This window comes from Streptomyces sp. 147326, assembly GCF_045000215.1.
Lineage (GTDB): Bacteria > Actinomycetota > Actinomycetes > Streptomycetales > Streptomycetaceae > Streptomyces.
Genome location: NZ_CP134201.1, coordinates 6,968,914 through 6,985,891, shown reverse-complemented (window position 1 = coordinate 6,985,891; position 16,978 = coordinate 6,968,914). Strand labels below are relative to the sequence as shown.

Genomic DNA, 16,978 nt, shown 5'->3' with positions numbered 1-16,978 from the left:
GCGCTGTTCCCGCGGGATCCACCCGCGAGGACGGCGCCGGTGTGCGTGGGGGGACCCGCTATTGTCGGGCGGCAGCGGCGGCGCCTCCCGTCGCCGCAGGCCCGGCCCCTAGGGAGACCCCGTGCAGATCCCCCACGACACCCGTCGCGCGCTCGACGTCGTCGTCGCGCTGGTGAACACCGCGGCCGAGGCGGACCAGCCCGACGGACTCTCGGACGTCGGCTCGCTGCGCGGCTTCGTCCAGGAGTACGCGATCAGCGACGTCGGCGAGCTCGGCGCCCGCGACCTGGCCGGCGTCCGGACCGTGCGCGCCAAGTTCGCCCAGGTCTTCGCCGCACCGAACCCCCGTGCGGCCGCCGCGTTGATCAACGAGCTCGTGGACACCGCGGGCACCACCCCGCAGCTGACCGACCACGACGGCTACGACTGGCACGTCCACTACTTCGCGCCGGGCGCGTCGGTGGACGACCACCTGGCGGCCGACGGCGGCATGGCCCTGGCCTTCATCGTGGTCTCCGGCGAACAGGAACGGCTGCGCCGCTGCGAGGCCCCGGACTGCCGGCGCGCCTTCGTGGACCTGTCCCGCAACCGCTCCCGGCGCTACTGCGACAGCCGGACCTGCGGGAACCGGCTGCACGTGGCGGCGTACCGGGCCCGGCGCAAGGAGGCCGACGCGGGCCTGTCAGAGCATGAAGAGGTCGTGCACGGCGGCGAGCAGCAGCAGGATGCCGATCACCGCTAGGAAGATCATCAGGGGTGGCTGGGAGAGCGCGAAGAGGCAGCCTCGCGGCTCCTCCACGACGGGGGCGGGTACCGGCACGGGCACCGAGGGCTCACTCTGCGATGTCTCGAGCATGTCGGGGCGATGATGACGCAGCGGGCCGCCGTCCGCCCCCCAACACGCCAACAACCGCGCGGCAGTTCGCCCGAACTCGTGGACCGGGCGCCCTGTGACCCCTCCCGGGGGCGTCCTCCGGATCGGTCCCGGGAGTCAGATGCCGTGCTTCTTGAGGATGGCCTCGATGTCGGAGAAGTCTTCGGCGGGAGCCGCGGCCGCCGGCTTGCGGCTGGGCGCGGGCGCGCTCTGCGCACCGGCTCCGGCGCCGAGGGACGGCGCGGAGGCGGCCGGGGCCACGGCCTCCGGGGCCCGGCTCCCCTTGACCTTCTTCTTCGCGGGCTCCCCGGACTCGCCGAGGCGGCGGCGCTCGACGGCCCGGGTGGTGACGAGGAGCAGCCAGGCCAGCGCCAGCAGCCCGAAGCCGGCCCAGACGGACGGCTTGAAGACCATCGAGGACACCCACTCCACGACGCCGGTCAGGACGAGGCCGATGGGCACCAGCGCGTACGCGGTGATCCGCGCGGCGGCCAGGAAGCGCTTGCGGTAGGCGGTGAGCGCGGCGATGCCCAGGCCCGCCGCGGACACCGCGGAGCAAATGGTCTCGGCGAGCATGCGGTCCTCCGGACTGTCGGCGGCAAGGCGATCTGTCCCTATCCATCCTGCACCGCCGGTCGCCGCGGGGGCCAGGTCCGCAGCCTCCCCCGGACGGATCTCCGGGACATCTCCGGGTCGCGCCTCCTCCCTGGGTCCCGGTCGGTGGGCGCGGCGGGGGCTGGGAGACTGTCCGTATGACCGATTCCGTGATCCTCGACGTCTGGTGCGAGCTCCAGTGCTCGGACTGCCACCGCGCCCTGGACGACGTACGCGCCCTGCGGGCCCGCTACGGCGACCGGCTGGACATCCGGCTGCGCCACTTCCCCCTGGAGAAGCACAAGCACTCCTTCGCCGCGGCGCAGGCCGCCGAGGAGGCCGCCGAGCAGGGGCAGGGCTGGCCCTACGCGGAGGCCGTCCTGGCGCGCACCGCCGAGCTGGCCGAGCGCGGCGAGCCGGTGCTGCTGGACGTGGCGCGCGAACTGGGTCTGGACGCCGAAGAGTTCGACACCGCCCTGATCGACGGACGGCACATCCTGATCGTCGACGCGGACCAGGCCGAGGGCAAGGCGATCGGCGTGACCGGCACCCCGACGTACGTGATCGACGGCGAGCGCCTCGACGGCGGCAAGAGCCAGGACGGCCTGCGCGCCCGCATCGAGGAGATCACCGACCGCCTGCTCGGCGCCTAGGTTCTAGATCAGTTCCTTGACGGCGTTCACGGTGGTGTCCCGGTACCCGAGCGACTCGTAGAGCCGCCGGGCCGGGGTGTTGCCCTCGACCACGTACAGCCCCAGGTGGTGGGCGCCCGCGGCCAGTGCGCTGTGTTCGGCGAGCAGCATGAGGGTCCGGCCGTGCCCCTGGCCGCGGTGCTCGGGCTCGACCCGGACGTCGTACACGTACGGGACGGAGCCGAGGCCGGGCAGTTCGCGCTCCCCCACCCACACACTGCCCAAGATCGCGCCCTGCGGGGTCTCCACCACGTGGAAGGCCGTGCCGGGGGTCTCCCGGCCGGCCGGCAGCATCCGGGCGTGATCGGCGCGGGACGCGGCCACGCCCTGTTCCGTGGTCATGCCGGGCGCGACGAGGCGGGGGGCGTACTCCACGATCGCCACCTCCAGCCAGGCGTCGAACTCCGCCCGGGTCATGGGGCGGCCCGAGCTGCCGGCCGGGAGCGCGGGCGGTTCGGCCGGCAGCTCCTTGACCATGACCCGGCCGGTCTCCCGGTAGCCGAGGGCCGTGGCCATCCGCAGCGCCGGCCCGGCGTCGGCGGGCACCGACACGGCGACGCCGGTGCAGCGCCAGGAGCGCAGCACCTCCTCGGCGGCGAGCGCGGCGACCGTGCCGCGCCCGCGCCGGCGGTCCTGTTCGTCGATCCACAGGTCCCGGATCACACCGATCCGGGGCTGGGCGGCGGACCGGGTGGCCAGTTCGAGGGCGCCGACGTGCCGGCTGTTGACGCGCACCTCGTAGGTCCGCGAGCGGGTTCCGTCACTGTTCTGCTGGAGCGGCTGTGCGGGCCGCAGGGTGGTGGTCATCACTTCGAGTTCTACCTGCCCTGCGGCCCCGCGTCACCAGGGTTCACGGATCGATGTCCGAACCGGCCTTCACCTCGAAGATCCGCATCACCTCCGCCGTGACGGGCCCGGGGCCCGTGCCCAGCTCGCGGTCGTCGACCCGTACGACCGCCTGGGCGTCGCGCAGGGAGGAGGTCACGAAGATCTCCTCGGCGTGTTCCAGCGCCTCGAAGGGCAGGTCGGTCTCCTTGGCGCCGGCCCAGTCGACGATGAGGGCCCGGGTGATGCCCGCCAGGCAGCCGGAGCTCAGGGGCGGGGTGTGCAGTTCCCCGTCGAGGACGACGAAGACGTTGGAGCCGGTGCCCTCGCAGAGCCGGCCGACGGTGTTGGCGAGGAGCGCCTCGGAGGCCCCGGCCCGGTGCGCGGCGGCGAGCGCGACCACGTTCTCGGCGTACGAGGTGGTCTTCAGGCCGGCCACGGCGGAGCGTTCGTTGCGCACCCAGGGGACGGTGATGACGGCGGTGGTGTCCGGTCGGCGGGCGGACGACGCGACGGCGGCGATCAGGGTGGTGCCGGCGTCTCCGCGGTCGGAGCCGAGCGGGGAGATTCCGCCGGTGTAGGTGACGCGCAGCCTCCCGTGCTCCATCGGGTTGGCCTCCAGGACGGCGGCGCAGGCCCGGCGCACCTCGTCGAGGTCGGGGTCGGGCAGGCCGAGGCCCCGGGCGGAGCGGGTCAGCCGCTCCAGGTGACGGGTGAGCGCGAAGGCCTGGCCGCGCTCCGCCTTCAGCGTCTCGAAGACGCCGTCTCCCACGGTGAGCCCGTGGTCGAGGACGGACACCTGCGCGCTGCCGACGTCCTTCAGCACTCCGTCGAGCCAGATTCTCATGGTGCGGTCCTTCCGATCGTCCCGTTCGTGCCCTGGCCGCCGGTGGTTTCGAGGCCCGACGCCACCCGGAGCAGGCGGGCGGCCTTCAGCTCGGTCTCCGCCCATTCGCGGTCGGGGTCCGAGCCCCAGGTGATGCCGGCGCCGGTACCGAAGAGCAGGCTGGGGCCACCGGGTGTCTCGCGGTCGATCCAGAAGGTACGGATGCCGACGGCGAGCTCGGCGGTGCCCCGGTCGGCGTCGACCCAGCCGATGCCTCCGCAGTAGGGGCCGCGCGGGGCGGTCTCCAGCGCCTCGATGATCCGCAGGGCGGAGGACTTGGGGGCACCGGTGACGGAACCGGGCGGGAAGGTGGCGGCGAGCAGCTCGGGCCAGCCGGCGCCGTCGGCGAGTTCGCCGCTGACGGTGGAGACGAGGTGGACCAGACCGGGGTGCTCCTCGACGGCGCACAGCTCGGGGACGGTGACGGAGCCCGTCGCGCAGACCCGGCCGAGGTCGTTGCGGACGAGGTCCACGATCATCACGTTCTCGGCGTGGTCCTTGGGGAGCAGGTCGGCGGCGGTGCGGCCGGTGCCCTTGATGGGGCCGGACTCGATGTGGCGGCCGGTCCGGCGCAGGAAGAGCTCCGGGGAGGCGGTGGCGATCTCCACGCCGCGGGCGGCCAGCCGAATCGTTCCTGCAAAGGGTGCGGGGTTGCCGCGGGCGAGGAGCGCCGTGAGGGCGTCGACGTCGGCGCGGTCCGGGTGGGGCAGCGGCGCGGACATCACCCGGCAGAGATTGGCCTGATAGACCTCACCTGCGGCGATGTGCTCGCGGATGCGGCGCACTCCGGCGACGTACGCGGCCCGGTCGAGCGAGGAGGTCCATTCGTCGGCGTCGGGCCCGCGCCAGGCGCCGGGGACCGGCGCGGGGACCGGGTCGGGGCGCACGTCACCGAAGCGCGCGCAGACCAGCCGCCCTTCGAAGCCGGCGGCCACCGCCCAGAAGCCGGTGGAGTCGAGGGCGGCGGGATCACTGGTGACGTCCCGGAGGTCGGTCGCGAGGAGGCCGCCGAAGCGGGCCATGGGGGGCAGGTCGTGCACGGCTGCGAGTCTATGACCGGTGACGACGCGGCGCCGGTGGGGTGAAGAAGAGGTGACCTGTGGTGATCGGGTGGCAGCACGCTGCGGAAACGCGTTTTTGAGCTGGCCCGGGAATCCGCTAGAGTTCAACTCGTCGCCAGGGAGCGAAGGGGGAAAGCCCCGGAGTGAACACGGCGACCTGCGGACGTAGCTCAGTTGGTAGAGCACCACCTTGCCAAGGTGGATGTCGCGAGTTCGAGTCTCGTCGTCCGCTCGAAGTGGGGGATCTTCCCGAGAACCCCTGCAGCTCCATGGTGGAGTGGCCGAGAGGCGAGGCAACGGCCTGCAAAGCCGTCTACACGGGTTCAAATCCCGTCTCCACCTCCAAGGACGATTAGCTCAGCGGGAGAGCGCTTCCCTGACACGGAAGAGGTCACTGGTTCAATCCCAGTATCGTCCACTGATCCGCAAGGATCCCCGCGCGATTAGCTCAGCGGGAGAGCGCTTCCCTGACACGGAAGAGGTCACTGGTTCAATCCCAGTATCGCGCACGCAGCACCTGGCACCACTTGCCTGACCTGCGGCTTCCGAGCCGTGGTTCCCGCGCGATTAGCTCAGCGGGAGAGCGCTTCCCTGACACGGAAGAGGTCACTGGTTCAATCCCAGTATCGCGCACCGATCGAAAGCCCCGGCCGTCTCTTCGGCCGGGGCTTTCGCGTTCCCCTGTGCGCAGGGCATGAAAAGGGTGCTGCCCGTCCGACTCCCCAGCCGTACGGGCAGCACCCTTCACCTGCCGTCCGTCCGTCGCTCCCCCGTCCCCACGGGGTTCGACAGCCGATGTCCCGGCCCGGACCGCTCTCCCGGGCCCGGGGCGCCGCTCAGCGCCCCGGCATCAGACCCACGGACGACGCCTGTGCCACCAGCTGGTCGAAGCCTCCGAAGAGGAAGAGCAGCAGGGCGGCCAGGGGGAGCACCATGGCCGCGGCCACCAGTGGGTGGCGGGTACCGGACTCGTGGCCGTTGAACGCGAATGCCTTGCGTCCCTGCCGTGCGATGTCCGCCATGGCCCTCTCCCTGTCGTTTGGCAGCGGCGGGCTTGTGACCTCGGGGGACGAGTGCGCCACCCGCCGCTTGTCTTCAACACTAGGCGGGCGGACGGCCCCTGGCCTCATGCCTTCGTACCCATTGCCGGGCCTCCGGGAGGATGACGGGACCTCCTCCGTGTACTCCCCTGGGTGGAGGCCGCTCCCCCGGTGTCGGGGTCTTCCCGGAGGGGATGACCGGAGGGTAGTGACTTCTCTCACTTCCGTCACTCCCTGTTGATACGTGTCCGCCCGCCACCCCTCGACAAGATCCACTCGCGCGTGGGCGGCGTACGTCTGCACCTGGAAGGCCCCGGACCCGCGCCGATGCCTCAATCCCCTTGAACCGAGGGGTGCTTGGGCGTGCGGAGCAGCCGCGCCGCGCTGCCGTCCGGCATCCCTGAGGCTCCCTCAAGTGTGCTGTGCCGCACTGACAATCGAATCCCACGGCGAGGGCGCGGCCTCTGAGCACGCATGCCGGATGGTCCGTAAGCTGTGGCACATCAACAGGACGACCGGTCAGCGGGGTGGACATGGCGATGATGCGGCTCCGGCGCGAGGACCCGCGTGTCGTCGGCTCGTTCAGGCTGCACCGGCGGCTCGGTGCCGGCGGCATGGGCGTGGTCTACCTGGGATCGGACCGGCGCGGGCAGCGCGTCGCGCTCAAGGTCATCCGGCCGGACCTGGCCGAGGACCAGGAGTTCCGCTCGCGGTTCGCCCGCGAGGTGTCCGCCGCGCGGCGGATCCGGGGCGGATGCACCGCACGGCTGGTGGCGGCGGACCTGGAGGCCGAGCGGCCGTGGTTCGCCACCCAGTACGTGCCCGGGCCCTCACTGCACGACAAGGTGGCCGAGGAGGGCCCCCTGACGGCTGCGCAGATCGCCGCCGTCGGCGCCGCGCTCTCCGAGGGGCTGGTCGCCGTACACGAGGCGGGGGTCGTCCACCGGGACCTCAAGCCCTCGAACATCCTGCTCTCCCCCAAGGGCCCGCGGATCATCGACTTCGGGATCGCCTGGGCCACCGGGGCCAGCACGCTCACCCACGTGGGTACGGCCGTCGGCTCCCCCGGGTTCCTCGCGCCCGAGCAGGTGCGCGGCGCGGCCGTCACCCCCGCCACGGACGTCTTCGCCCTCGGCGCCACCCTCGCCTACGCGGCGACCGCCGACTCGCCCTTCGGGCACGGCAGTTCCGAGGTCATGCTCTACCGCGTGGTGCACGAGGAGCCGCACCTGCAGGGGGTCCCGGACGCGCTGGCGCCCCTCGTACGGGCCTGCCTGGCCAAGGATCCCGAGGAGCGGCCCAGCACGCTCCAGCTGTCGATGCGGCTCAAGGAGATCGCGGCCCGCGAGGCACAGGGGCTGTCGGAGTCCCGCCCGCCGGCGCAGCGGGCCCGGACCGAGCGGCCGACGGGGCGGCTCCCCGAGGACTACGCGGAGCAGCGCACGGAGCGTCGTACCGGCGGCTCCACCACGCCCCGGGCCCCGGGCGGGCCGCACTCGCGGCCCTCGTCCTCCCGCAACCCGCGCAACCCCGGCGGTCCGTCCTCACGGCCGACCGCCGGCCGTACGGGCGGCCGCCCGGCGCCCAGGACGACGGGGACCGGACGGCGCCCCTCGCGGCCGGACCCGCGGATGATGCGGCAGCGGCTGATCGTGTTCGTCCTGGTGACGCTGATCGTGGCGCTGGGCATCGCCGCGGCCCAGAAGCTCTAGGGCGCGTCTTCCGGATCCTGTCGGCCCCGCGTGCCCGGCGAGATCCGAGGAGAGGGCCTAGGTGTGTTGTCCCGGGACGTTGGTGACACGCGTACTGGGTTCTTGAAATGAGTGAGGGCCTCCGGGTTCGGTGTGGATTGCGACATCTCCACCGATCCGAGGAGGCCCTCGTGGTCCACCGTAATGCCCCGCTGACCGAGACCGGACGACTTCGGCTGGCCCGCTGTGTCGTGGACGACGGCTGGCCCGTGCGCCGGGCAGCAGAACGCTTCCAGGTCAGCCACACCACCGCGGCCCGCTGGGCCACCCGCTACCGCACGCTGGGCGTCGCCGGAATGAGTGACCGGACCAGCCGCCCCCACCACCAGCCGCGACGGACCCCGGCCGCAGTCGAGGAACATGTGCTGCGGCTCAGGCGCGAATACCGGATCGGACCCCTGCGACTGGCCGCCCGCGCGGGAATCGCGCCCTCGACCGCCCACCGCATCCTCACCCGCCACGGTCAGCCGGCCCTGGCCACCCTGGACCGGGCCACCGGCGAACCCATCCGCCGCTACGAACGCTCCCGGCCGGGCGAACTGATCCACGTCGACGTCAAAAAGCTCGGCAGGATCCCCGACGGCGGCGGCCACAAGACCCTCGGCCGGGCCGAAGGCCGGCGCAACAAGACCGGCACCGGCTGGGCCTACCTTCACACCGCCCTCGACGACCACACCCGCCTCGCCTACACCGAAGACCTGCCCGACGAGACCGCCCCCACCTGCGCAGCCTTCCTGACCCGCGCCGTCGCCTGGTTCGCAGAACGAGGCGTCACCGTCGAACGCGTCCTGACCGACAACGCCTGGGCCTACAGCAAGAACACCTGGCGCGACACCTGCCGTGATCTGGGCATCAGCCCGCGATGGACCAGGCCCTGGCGGCCGCAGACCAACGGCAAGGTCGAACGCTTCCACCGCACCCTGCTCGAGGAATGGGCCTACCAGCAGCCCTACACCTCAGACGCCGAACGACAGACCGCGTTCACCGACTGGATCGACTGGTACAACTACCACCGACCCCACACCGGCATCCAAGGCCAAACACCCGCCAGCCGCGTCACCAACCTGTCCGGACAACACACCTAGGTTGTCTCTTTTGGATCTTGTCGGTTAAGCCCGCGTCGTCTGGTGCCGTGCATCGCAAGGCGGAGGGGCGCCCGAGTACTGGACGTACTTATGTGCCCCGACAACGCGGCGAGGTGCGGTGCCTGGGGGTCCCTCCCAGCGGTAGCTGGGGGAGCAAGATCCGAAAGAGACGGCCTAGCGGCCCTGGGCCACCGCGTAGAAGGCGACGGCGGCCGCCGCGCCCACGTTCAGCGAGTCCACGCCGTGCGCCATCGGGATCCGTACCCACTCGTCGGCGGCGACCAGCGCCGGCGTGGACAGGCCGTCCCCCTCGGCGCCCAGCATGAGCGCGACCCGTTCCAGGGACTGCGGGGCGGCCACGTCGATCGGCGAGGCCTTCTCGTGCGGGGTGAGGGCGAGCAGCCTGAAGCCCGCCTCCCGCACCGAGTCCAGGCTCTTGGGCCAGGCCTCCAGGCGGGCGTACGGGACGGAGAACACCGCGCCCATGGAGACCTTCACCGAGCGGCGGTAGAGCGGGTCCGCGCAGTCGGGCGACAGCAGCACCGCGTCCATGCCGAGGGCGGCGGCGCTGCGGAAGATGGCCCCGATGTTGGTGTGGTCGTTGACCGCTTCCATGACGACCACGCGGCGGGTCGTGGCGAGGAGTTCCTCGGCCGTGGGCAGCGGCTTGCGCTGCATGGAGGCGAGGGCGCCGCGGTGCACGTGGTAGCCGGTGACGCGTTCGGCGAGCTCGGGGCTGACGGCGTAGACCGGCGCCGGGAGTTCGTCGATGACGTCGCGCATGACGTCGACCCACTTGGCCGAGAGCAGCATCGAGCGCATCTCGTACCCGGCGTCCTTGGCGCGTCTGATGACCTTCTCGCCCTCGGCGATGAAGAGCCCTTCGGCGGGCTCGCGCCTGCGCCGCAGTTCGACGTCGGTCAGACCCGTGTAGTCGCGCAGGCGCGGGTCGTCGGGGTCCTCGACGGTGATGAGATCAGCCACAGGGTGATACTGCCTTGTCCTGGGTGCGGTGCCAACGGCCTGTCAGGCGCTGGTGATGGGGGCGTTGACGCGGACGACCTCGCCGATGACGATGACGGCCGGCGGGCGGACCTCCTCCGCCCGGACCCGCTCGCCGACCGTGGCGAGGGTCGCGTCCACCCGGCGCTGGGTGGCGGTGGTGCCCTCCTGGACGACCGCGACCGGGGTGTCGGCCGCGCGCCCGTGCCGTACGAGCGCCTCGGCGATCAGGCCGATCTTGTCGACGCCCATCAGGATCACCAGCGTGCCGGTGAGCTTGGCGAGGGCGGCCCAGTCCACGAGGGAGCGCGGGTCTTCGGGCCCGACGTGCCCGCTGACCACGGTGAACTCGTGGGCCACACCGCGGTGGGTGACCGGGATGCCGACGGCGCCGGGCACCGAGATGGAGCTGGAGATGCCGGGCACGACGGTGCAGGGGATGCCCTGTTCGGCGAGAGCCTGGAGCTCCTCCATGCCGCGGCCGAAGACGTACGGGTCCCCGCCCTTGAGCCGCACCACGGCCTTGCCGGCCTTGGCGTGCTCGATCAGCGCGTTGTTGATGGCCTCCTGGGCCATGAACCGGCCGTACGGGATCTTCGCGGCATCGATGACCTCGACGTGCGGCGGAAGCTCGTCGAGCAGGTCACGGGGGCCGAGGCGGTCGGCGATGACGACGTCGGCCTCGGCGAGGAGGCGGCGGCCGCGCACGGTGATGAGGTCCGGGTCGCCGGGCCCGCCGCCGACGAGGGAGACGCCGGGGGTGCGGGGGCGGGCGGCCGTGAGGGTGCCGTCGCGCAGCCCCTCGACGACCGCGTCCCGGACGGCGGCGGAGCGGCGCGGGTCGTTGCCGCTCAGCACGGCGACGGTGACGCCCTCCACGCGGCCGGTGGCCGGGGTCCAGGCGGTGGCGGCCCCGGCGTCGTCGGCCCGGACGCACCAGACGCGCTCGCGCTCCGCCTCGGCGGAGGCACGGTCGTTGGCCTCGCGGTCCCGGGTGGCGATGAGGGCGTACCAGGCGCCGGCCAGGTCGCCGTCCTCGTAGCGGCGGCGCTCCCAGCGGATCTCGCCGGTCTCGGCCATGGCGTCCACGGAGGGGGTGGCGGAGGGCGAGACGAGCAGGACGTCGGCGCCGGACGCGATGAGCGCGGGGAGGCGGCGCTGGGCGACCTGGCCGCCGCCGATGACGACGACGCGGCGGCCGGCGAGTCGGAGTCCTACGGGGTAGGCGGGGGTGTCAGCCATGGCGGATGCGGCTCCTGATGCGGCGATCGTTCTGTCTTGCCGCTGCGGCTCTGGAGCGGCGGGGGTACTGACGTGCGGGTTCTGGGTGCGGGTCCACCATACGGCGCGGGCCGTCCCATAGCGCGGACGGGGGCTGCGCGGTCGGCTCCCCCGGGGCCCCGCCCCGGACCCCGCGCCTCAAACGCCGGCGGGGCTGTTCTTGCCCGGTGGTGCCGAAGCGGTCTGACGGGCCGGTCCGCCCCACCGGAACCACCCCGGCCCGGGGCGGCCGGGCCCTGGCCGAAGCTTCCGAGGGACCCGGGAGGACGGCCCGAGCCCGCCGAGCCACCCCGCAGGGGCCCCGCTACTTCTCCGTGACGCCCGCCGAGTCGAAGGTGGCTACCTCGTGCATCGCGCGGGCCGCGCTCTGGACCAGGGGGAGGGCCAGCAGGGCGCCCGTGCCTTCGCCGAGGCGGAGGTCCAGGTCGACCAGGGGCCGCAGGCCGAGCTTGTTCAGGGCCGCCACGTGGCCCGGCTCCGCGCTGCGGTGGCCCGCGATGCACGCCGACAGGGACTCGGGGGCGATGGCGCGGGCCACCAGGGCGGCGGCGCCGGCGCTGACGCCGTCCAGGATGACCGGCGTGCGCAGGGAGGCTCCGCCCAGGAGGAGGCCGACGATCGCCGCGTGCTCCAGGCCGCCAATGGCGGCCAGGACGCCGATCGGGTCCGCCGGGTCGGGCTGGTGGAGCTCCAGGGCCCGGCGTACGACCTCGACCTTGCGGGCGTGCGTCTCGTCGTTGATGCCCGTGCCCCGGCCGGTGACCTCGGCGGGGTCGACCCCGGTGAAGACCGAGATGAGGGCCGCCGACACCGTGGTGTTGGCGATGCCCATCTCGCCGGTGAGGAGGGCCTTGTTGCCGGCCGCCACCAGGTCGCGGGCCGTCTCGATGCCGACCTCGATCGCCGCGATCGCTTCCTCGCGGGTCATCGCCGGGCCGGTGGAGAGGTCGGCCGTGCCGGGGCGGACCTTGCGCGGGAGCAGGCCCGGCGTGGCCGGGAGGTCGCCCGCGACGCCGACGTCGATGACGCAGACCTCGGCGCCCACCTGGTTGGCGAACGCGTTGCAGACCGCGCCGCCGCCGAGGAAGTTGGCGACCATCTGGGTCGTCACCTCCTGGGGCCACGGGGTGACGCCCTGGGCGTGGACGCCGTGGTCACCGGCGAAGATCGCGACGGCGGCCGGCTCCGGGATCGGCGGCGGGCAGACCCGGGAGAGGCCGCTGAGCTGCGCGGAGATGATTTCGAGCATGCCCAGGGCCCCGGCGGGCTTGGTCATGCGCTTCTGCCGCTCCCAGGCCTCGCCGAGCGCCTTCGCGTCGAGCGGGCGGATGCTGGCGACCGTCTCGGAGAGCAGGTCGTGCGGCTCCTCGCCGGGCAGCGCGCGGCGGCCGTAGGTCTCCTCGTGGACGACCCAGGACAGCGGGCGGCGCTGGGACCAGCCGGCCTGCGCGAGCTCGGGCTCCTCGGGGAACTCGTCGACGTAGCCGACGCAGAGGTAGGCGACGACTTCGAGGTGCTCGGGCAGGCCGAGCTCGCGGACCATCTCGCGCTCGTCGAAGAAGCTGACCCAGCCGACGCCGAGGCCCTCGGCGCGGGCGGCGAGCCAGAGGTTCTCGACGGCGAGGGCCGAGGAGTACGGGGCCATCTGCGGCTGGGTGTGCCGGCCGAGGGTGTGGCGGCCGCCGCGGGTGGGGTCGGCGGTGACGACGATGTTCACCGGGGTGTCGAGGATGGCCTCGATCTTGAGTTCCTTGAACTGCTTGGCCCGGCCCTTGGGCAGCGACTTCGCGTAGGCCTCGCGCTGGCGCTGGGCGAGCTCGTGCATCGTCCGGCGGGTCTCGGCCGACTTGATGACGACGAAGTCCCAGGGCTGGGAGTGGCCGACGCTGGGCGCGGTGTGAGCCGCCTCCAGGACGCGGAGCAGCACCTCGTGCGGGATCGGGTCGGTACGGAAGCCCTTGCGGATGTCGCGGCGCTCGCGCATGACGCGCAGGACGGCCTCGCGCTCGGCGTCGTCGTAGGCGGGGGCCGGGTCACCCGGGTGCTGGCTTGCCGGCTCGCCTGCCGGCTCGCCTGCGGCGGGCTCGACCGGGGCGAGTGCCTCGGGCTCGGCCGCGGCCGGAGCGACCGGCTCGGGCTGCGCCTCTACGGGCTCCTGCTGGACCGGCTCGGCCACGACCGGGGCGACCGGCTCCGGCGCCACCTCGATCAGCTCCGGCTCGGCGGGCTCGTCCTGGGCGACCGGCTCGGGCTGCGCCTCGACCGGCTCCGGCTGGACCGGCTCGGCCACTACGGCCTCGACCGGGGCGACGGGTTCCGGCGCGACCTCGATCGGCTCCGGGGTGACGGGCTCGACGGGCTCGGGCTGGACGGGCTCGACCGCGGCGGCCTCGACCGGGACGACCGGCTCCGGCTGCGCCTCTACGGGCTCGGGCTGGACCGGCTCGGCGACGACCGCCTCGACAGGGACGACAGGGACGGGCTCGACCGCGACCGGCTCCGGCGCGACGGGCTCGGGGGCCCCGGGGACCACGGGCTCCTGCTCGGGCTGCTCGGGCTGTCCCGGCTGCTCGGTCTGGACCACCGTTTCTGCGGGTACGGCGAGCGGCTCCGGCTCCACCGGCGGCTGTGCGGGCTCGGCGGCCTGCGCGGGCGCGGCCTCCGGCACGGCGACCGGCTCGGGCGAGGCGACCGGCTCCGCCGCCCAGGGCGCACCGGCCTGCGGCGGGATCTCGCCCTGCTGCGGGACGGGCGCCGCGACGGCCTCCGCGCGCGGGACGTCCAGGTACTCCGGGCCCGTGGTCGGGGGCCCCGCCTGGCGGAGCGGCGCCGGTACCACCGGGGTGCTCAGCACGGCGGCCATCGGCGCGGTCGGAGCGGGGGCCGCGGCCGGGCCGCGGTCGGCGAGGGAGCGTACGACTCCGCCGTTGGCCTCGGGCACGGGCGGGCCCATGTGCAGCGGGCGCCGGACGGGGGCCGCGGGGGCCACCGGTGCGGCGGGCGGCGGGACGACGAGCCCGCCGAGGTCGAGCGCGCCGGAGTCACGGCCGCCCGCCTCGTGCGCGCCCGCGCTGTAGCCGGTGTCGGGGAAGGAGGGCTGGGGGAACCCGGGGTACGCGGCGGGCTCGGGGTACGCGGCCGGCTCGGTGTACGCCGCCGGGGCCCCGGGGTACGCGGGCTCGGCGCCGTAGGACGCGTCGGCGTACATCTGCGGCTCGGGGAGCTGGGGGTCCACGGGGAAGACGGGGGCCGGCGGGACGACCTGCGGGTCGCTCCACGCGCCCTGGCCGCTCGGCATCAGCAGCAGTTCCTCGTCCTCCGGCTCGGCCGGGTTGTCCATGAGGTCCTGGAAGGCGTAGCCGCCGGGAATCGGTGCCGGGATCTGGACCGGAGCCGGGATGCCCTGCTGATCCACCATGCCCGCGCTGTCCGGGAGACCCTCGCCCGGTACCTGGCCGGTGTCAGTCATGCTTACCCCTCGCCCATCGGTTCTGCCTCGTCGGTCGCCCGGTCGCCCACGAGGCCTCCAAGCGGAGTTGCCGTGCGGGGCCGGCGTGCGACGAGTCCGTCTCACATACGCCTGCACGACAACCACTAAGCATTGTCGCGCCCGTTAGCCATCGTGGCGGCCATAACCGCCACGGTCCTCTGTGGACTGCGCCACGTCGCGCGTTCCGGCGGTGTCGCGATGCCCGGAACGCCGGGGCAGTACGACGATCGGCCAGCCTACCCCGGCCCTCGTCTCAGCGGGTCACAGGGCGTTCTGCCGACAGGAGGAACACCACGGAACGGTCCTGTTCGGCCCAGGTGCGGGGGTCCAGGGCGACGGACTGGAGCAGCGCGCACTCGACGGCGTACCCGTGTTCGGTGAGGGTGCGGCCGATGGCCTCCGCCTCGTCGCGGGTGGAGGCGTGGCTGACGATCCGTTCGGGGCGGCGGTCGGCGACGGCCGCGACGACCTCGGCCCCGCCGCCGCCGACGCGGACGACGTCGGGCTCGGGCAGGCTCTCCAGTACGTGCGGTGCGCGCCCGGCGACGACCTGGAGCTGCACTCCGCGCTTGCGGGCGGCGGCAGTTACGCGTTCGCAGGCGCGCGGGTCGGCGTCGACCGCGATGACGGCGGCGCCGAGGGCGGCGGCGTCCACGGCCACGCCGCCGGAGCCGGCGCCGATGTCCCAGACGAGGTCGCCGGTGCGCGGGCCGAGCCGGGCGAGCTGGGCCGCGCGGAGCTGCGCCGACTCCCCTTCGCCCGCGTCGGGCTGCGGGCGGGCCCAGCCGCGGTCGCCGGAGTGGGCGGCGCCCTGGCCGAGCAGCCAGCCCGGTTCGGCGGCCGGGGTCTGTCCTGCGCCGCCGATGACGATGACGACGTTGGGGTCGCGCCAGCTGTGGTCGGCGGCCTTGTCGGAGGTGAGGACGCTCACCTGCTCCCGCTCCGTGCCGACTTCCTCGCAGACGACGAAGGTGCGGTGGACTCCGTCGAGGAGCAGGGCGAGTTCGGCGGGGCCGGCGCCGGGCGAGGTGAGGACGGCGACCTTGGCGTGGGCGCGGCAGACGTTGACGGCGCGGCGCAGGGTGCGGGGGTGGGCGACGACGACCTGGGCGTCGTCCCAGGGCATGCCGGCGCGGGCGAAGGCGGCGGCCACGGAGGAGACGGCCGGGACGACCTCGACCTCCAGGCCGTGCTCGGGGGCGCGCAGGGTGCGTACGACGCCGAAGAAGCCGGGGTCCCCGTCGGCGAAGACGACCGCGGTGCCGCGGTGGCCGGCGATGCGGCGGGCGGCGAGGCCGAGGCTGCCGAGGCGGACGCGTTCGGCGGTGGGCGGTACCTCGGGGAGGGCGAGGTGGTGGGCGGCGCCCGCCACGAGGGTGGCGGCGGAGAGCGCGGACCGGGCGGCCGCGGTCAGGGGCGAACCGTCCCAGCCGATCACCGTGACCCGGTCGGCCATCGTCGTCAGTCTCCTGGTGTGGGGGCGGGCGAAGCTTCGTCGGGGGCGGGCACGGTGAGACTACCCGGTCATCGGTTCAGTTCCAGTCGGCGCCGACGGCGCGGCCGTGCGCGTCGGCCCGCTGCCCGAAGGCGGTGCTGACCGCGTATCCGTCGTAGGAGTCGTAGCCGTCGTATCCGTCGCCTTCGTCGAGGTCCTCGGGGACGAGGCTCCAGACGATGAGGTCGGTGCGGGTGTCGGTCCAGCCTCCGTCGGGCGTCTGCGTGCGCACTATCCACGCGTTGCGGAGCACGCCTTCGCTGATGCAGCCGATCTTCTGCGCCACCTGCTGGGAGGCGGTGTTGTCGGCGGCGGTTCGCAGTTCGAGGCGCTCGAACCCCTGGTCGCGCAAGAGCCATTGGGCGACGGCCAGGACGGACTCGCTGGCGTAGCCCTCGCCGCGGGCCCAGGGGGCGGTGACGTAACCGACCTCGGTGGCGCGGGTGCGCCAGTTGGTGTTCTGGAGGTGGACGATGCCGACGAGGCGCTGGGTGAGGAACTCGGTGACGGCGAAGACGATGCCGCGGCCCTCGGTGCGTTCGGCGTGGGAGTCGCGGGTGGCCCACCCGTGCGCGTCGGCGTGGGTGTAGGGGTGTGCCACGGTGGTCCAGGCGGTGACGTACTCGTCGTTCATCATCTCGGTGAGCGCGGTGACGTCCTCTTCCTCGAAGGGGCGCAGCACCAGCCGGTCCGTGCTGATGGTGACGTCCGGGAAGGTGGTAGTCATGCGCAGCTCCATGCCTGAGAAACGTGGTGCGACCGTGGTGCGATGCGACCGTGGTGAGGGACCGTTCGTGCGGGGCCGCCTCCACGGGTCGTAGGCCACAGCATGCAGCATCGACCGGGGGATGTGCAGGGCCGGGTTGCCCGGAAGCGGGCAGAGCTCGGCCCCGCGCGCCGTC

The 16,978-nt window shown here is 73.5% G+C and carries 15 protein-coding genes and 5 tRNA genes; 9 read left to right on the top strand and 11 right to left on the bottom strand.

Annotated features, from left to right (window positions below; genetic code table 11):
- Positions 1–121 precede the first annotated feature (121 nt).
- Positions 122–742 (top strand): CGNR zinc finger domain-containing protein, encoded by a 621-nt coding sequence (locus RIU97_RS32100; RefSeq protein WP_361765792.1) that lies wholly within the window; start codon positions 122–124, stop codon positions 740–742.
- Here RIU97_RS32100 and RIU97_RS32095 read toward each other — a convergent pair.
- Both RIU97_RS32095 and RIU97_RS32090 read right to left on the bottom strand, forming a co-directional pair.
- Positions 683–856, bottom strand: a complete 174-nt coding sequence (locus RIU97_RS32095; RefSeq protein ID WP_327412940.1) for a hypothetical protein — start codon at positions 854–856, stop codon at positions 683–685. The genes RIU97_RS32100 and RIU97_RS32095 overlap by 60 nt on opposite strands.
- Positions 857–991: 135 nt before the next feature.
- Positions 992–1,450 (bottom strand): hypothetical protein, encoded by a 459-nt coding sequence (locus RIU97_RS32090; RefSeq protein WP_404961035.1) that lies wholly within the window; start codon positions 1,448–1,450, stop codon positions 992–994.
- Between the two features lie 176 nt (positions 1,451–1,626).
- Between RIU97_RS32090 and RIU97_RS32085 the strand changes: the two genes are divergently transcribed.
- Positions 1,627–2,121 carry a DsbA family protein gene (locus RIU97_RS32085; protein ID WP_404961034.1) on the top strand — a complete coding sequence of 165 codons (495 nt, stop codon included), beginning with the start codon at positions 1,627–1,629 and terminating at the stop codon, positions 2,119–2,121.
- 3 nt (positions 2,122–2,124) lie between these two features.
- On the opposite strand, the gene RIU97_RS32080 is transcribed toward RIU97_RS32085, so the two are convergent.
- Genes RIU97_RS32080 through RIU97_RS32070 form a run of 3 tightly spaced genes read right to left on the bottom strand, consistent with a single transcriptional unit; the run spans position 2,125 to position 4,911 of the window.
- A complete protein-coding gene (locus RIU97_RS32080) occupies positions 2,125–2,967 on the bottom strand; it encodes a GNAT family N-acetyltransferase (RefSeq protein ID WP_404961033.1) in 843 nt (280 codons plus the stop codon).
- Between the two features lie 43 nt (positions 2,968–3,010).
- Positions 3,011–3,832 (bottom strand): aminotransferase class IV, encoded by an 822-nt coding sequence (locus RIU97_RS32075; RefSeq protein ID WP_404961032.1) that lies wholly within the window; start codon positions 3,830–3,832, stop codon positions 3,011–3,013.
- Entirely contained in the window at positions 3,829–4,911 is a 1,083-nt protein-coding gene (locus RIU97_RS32070; RefSeq protein ID WP_404961031.1) for a chorismate-binding protein, read from the bottom strand. Before RIU97_RS32070 ends, RIU97_RS32075 begins: the two co-directional genes overlap by 4 nt.
- A 180-nt stretch (positions 4,912–5,091) precedes the next feature.
- On the opposite strand from RIU97_RS32070, the gene RIU97_RS32065 reads away from it, so the two are divergent.
- From RIU97_RS32065 to RIU97_RS32045, 5 genes are all read left to right on the top strand, one after another.
- Positions 5,092–5,164: transfer RNA gene (locus RIU97_RS32065), tRNA-Gly, on the top strand.
- Positions 5,165–5,203: 39 nt separating this feature from the next.
- Positions 5,204–5,277: transfer RNA gene (locus RIU97_RS32060), tRNA-Cys, on the top strand.
- A 1-nt stretch (position 5,278) separates the two neighbouring features.
- Positions 5,279–5,350: transfer RNA gene (locus RIU97_RS32055), tRNA-Val, on the top strand.
- Between the two features lie 19 nt (positions 5,351–5,369).
- Positions 5,370–5,441: transfer RNA gene (locus tag RIU97_RS32050), tRNA-Val, on the top strand.
- Positions 5,442–5,493: 52 nt separating this feature from the next.
- A tRNA-Val gene (locus RIU97_RS32045) sits at positions 5,494–5,565 on the top strand.
- A 203-nt stretch (positions 5,566–5,768) separates the two neighbouring features.
- Here the strand turns inward: RIU97_RS32045 and RIU97_RS32040 are convergent.
- Positions 5,769–5,954: a hypothetical protein gene (locus RIU97_RS32040; RefSeq protein ID WP_327412946.1), complete on the bottom strand. Its 186-nt coding sequence runs from the start codon at positions 5,952–5,954 to the stop codon at positions 5,769–5,771.
- Between the two features lie 551 nt (positions 5,955–6,505).
- Between RIU97_RS32040 and RIU97_RS32035 the strand changes: the two genes are divergently transcribed.
- Together RIU97_RS32035 and RIU97_RS32030 are read left to right on the top strand one after the other, a co-directional pair.
- Positions 6,506–7,684 carry a protein kinase domain-containing protein gene (locus RIU97_RS32035; protein WP_404961030.1) on the top strand — a complete coding sequence of 393 codons (1,179 nt, stop codon included), beginning with the start codon at positions 6,506–6,508 and terminating at the stop codon, positions 7,682–7,684.
- A 170-nt stretch (positions 7,685–7,854) separates the two neighbouring features.
- A complete protein-coding gene (locus tag RIU97_RS32030; RefSeq protein WP_404961029.1) occupies positions 7,855–8,808 on the top strand; it encodes an IS481 family transposase in 954 nt (317 codons plus the stop codon).
- A 174-nt stretch (positions 8,809–8,982) separates the two neighbouring features.
- Here the strand turns inward: RIU97_RS32030 and RIU97_RS32025 are convergent, their stop codons facing one another.
- The 5 genes from RIU97_RS32025 to RIU97_RS32005 form a co-directional block, all read right to left on the bottom strand.
- Positions 8,983–9,792, bottom strand: coding sequence for a TrmH family RNA methyltransferase (locus tag RIU97_RS32025; RefSeq protein ID WP_404961028.1), 810 nt, complete (start codon positions 9,790–9,792; stop codon positions 8,983–8,985).
- Positions 9,793–9,834: 42 nt separating this feature from the next.
- Positions 9,835–11,052, bottom strand: a complete 1,218-nt coding sequence (cobA, locus tag RIU97_RS32020) for a uroporphyrinogen-III C-methyltransferase (protein ID WP_404961027.1) — start codon at positions 11,050–11,052, stop codon at positions 9,835–9,837.
- Between the two features lie 343 nt (positions 11,053–11,395).
- The gene (cobT, locus tag RIU97_RS32015; RefSeq protein ID WP_404961026.1) at positions 11,396–14,560 is read right to left on the bottom strand and encodes a nicotinate-nucleotide--dimethylbenzimidazole phosphoribosyltransferase; all 3,165 of its coding nucleotides are present in this window, start codon (positions 14,558–14,560) and stop codon (positions 11,396–11,398) included.
- 274 nt (positions 14,561–14,834) lie between these two features.
- On the bottom strand, positions 14,835–16,037 hold the full coding sequence (cbiE, locus tag RIU97_RS32010) for a precorrin-6y C5,15-methyltransferase (decarboxylating) subunit CbiE (protein ID WP_404961025.1): 1,203 nt from the start codon (positions 16,035–16,037) through the stop codon (positions 14,835–14,837).
- Between the two features lie 76 nt (positions 16,038–16,113).
- Entirely contained in the window at positions 16,114–16,803 is a 690-nt protein-coding gene (locus RIU97_RS32005) for a GNAT family N-acetyltransferase (protein WP_404961024.1), read from the bottom strand.
- Positions 16,804–16,978 lie beyond the last annotated feature (175 nt).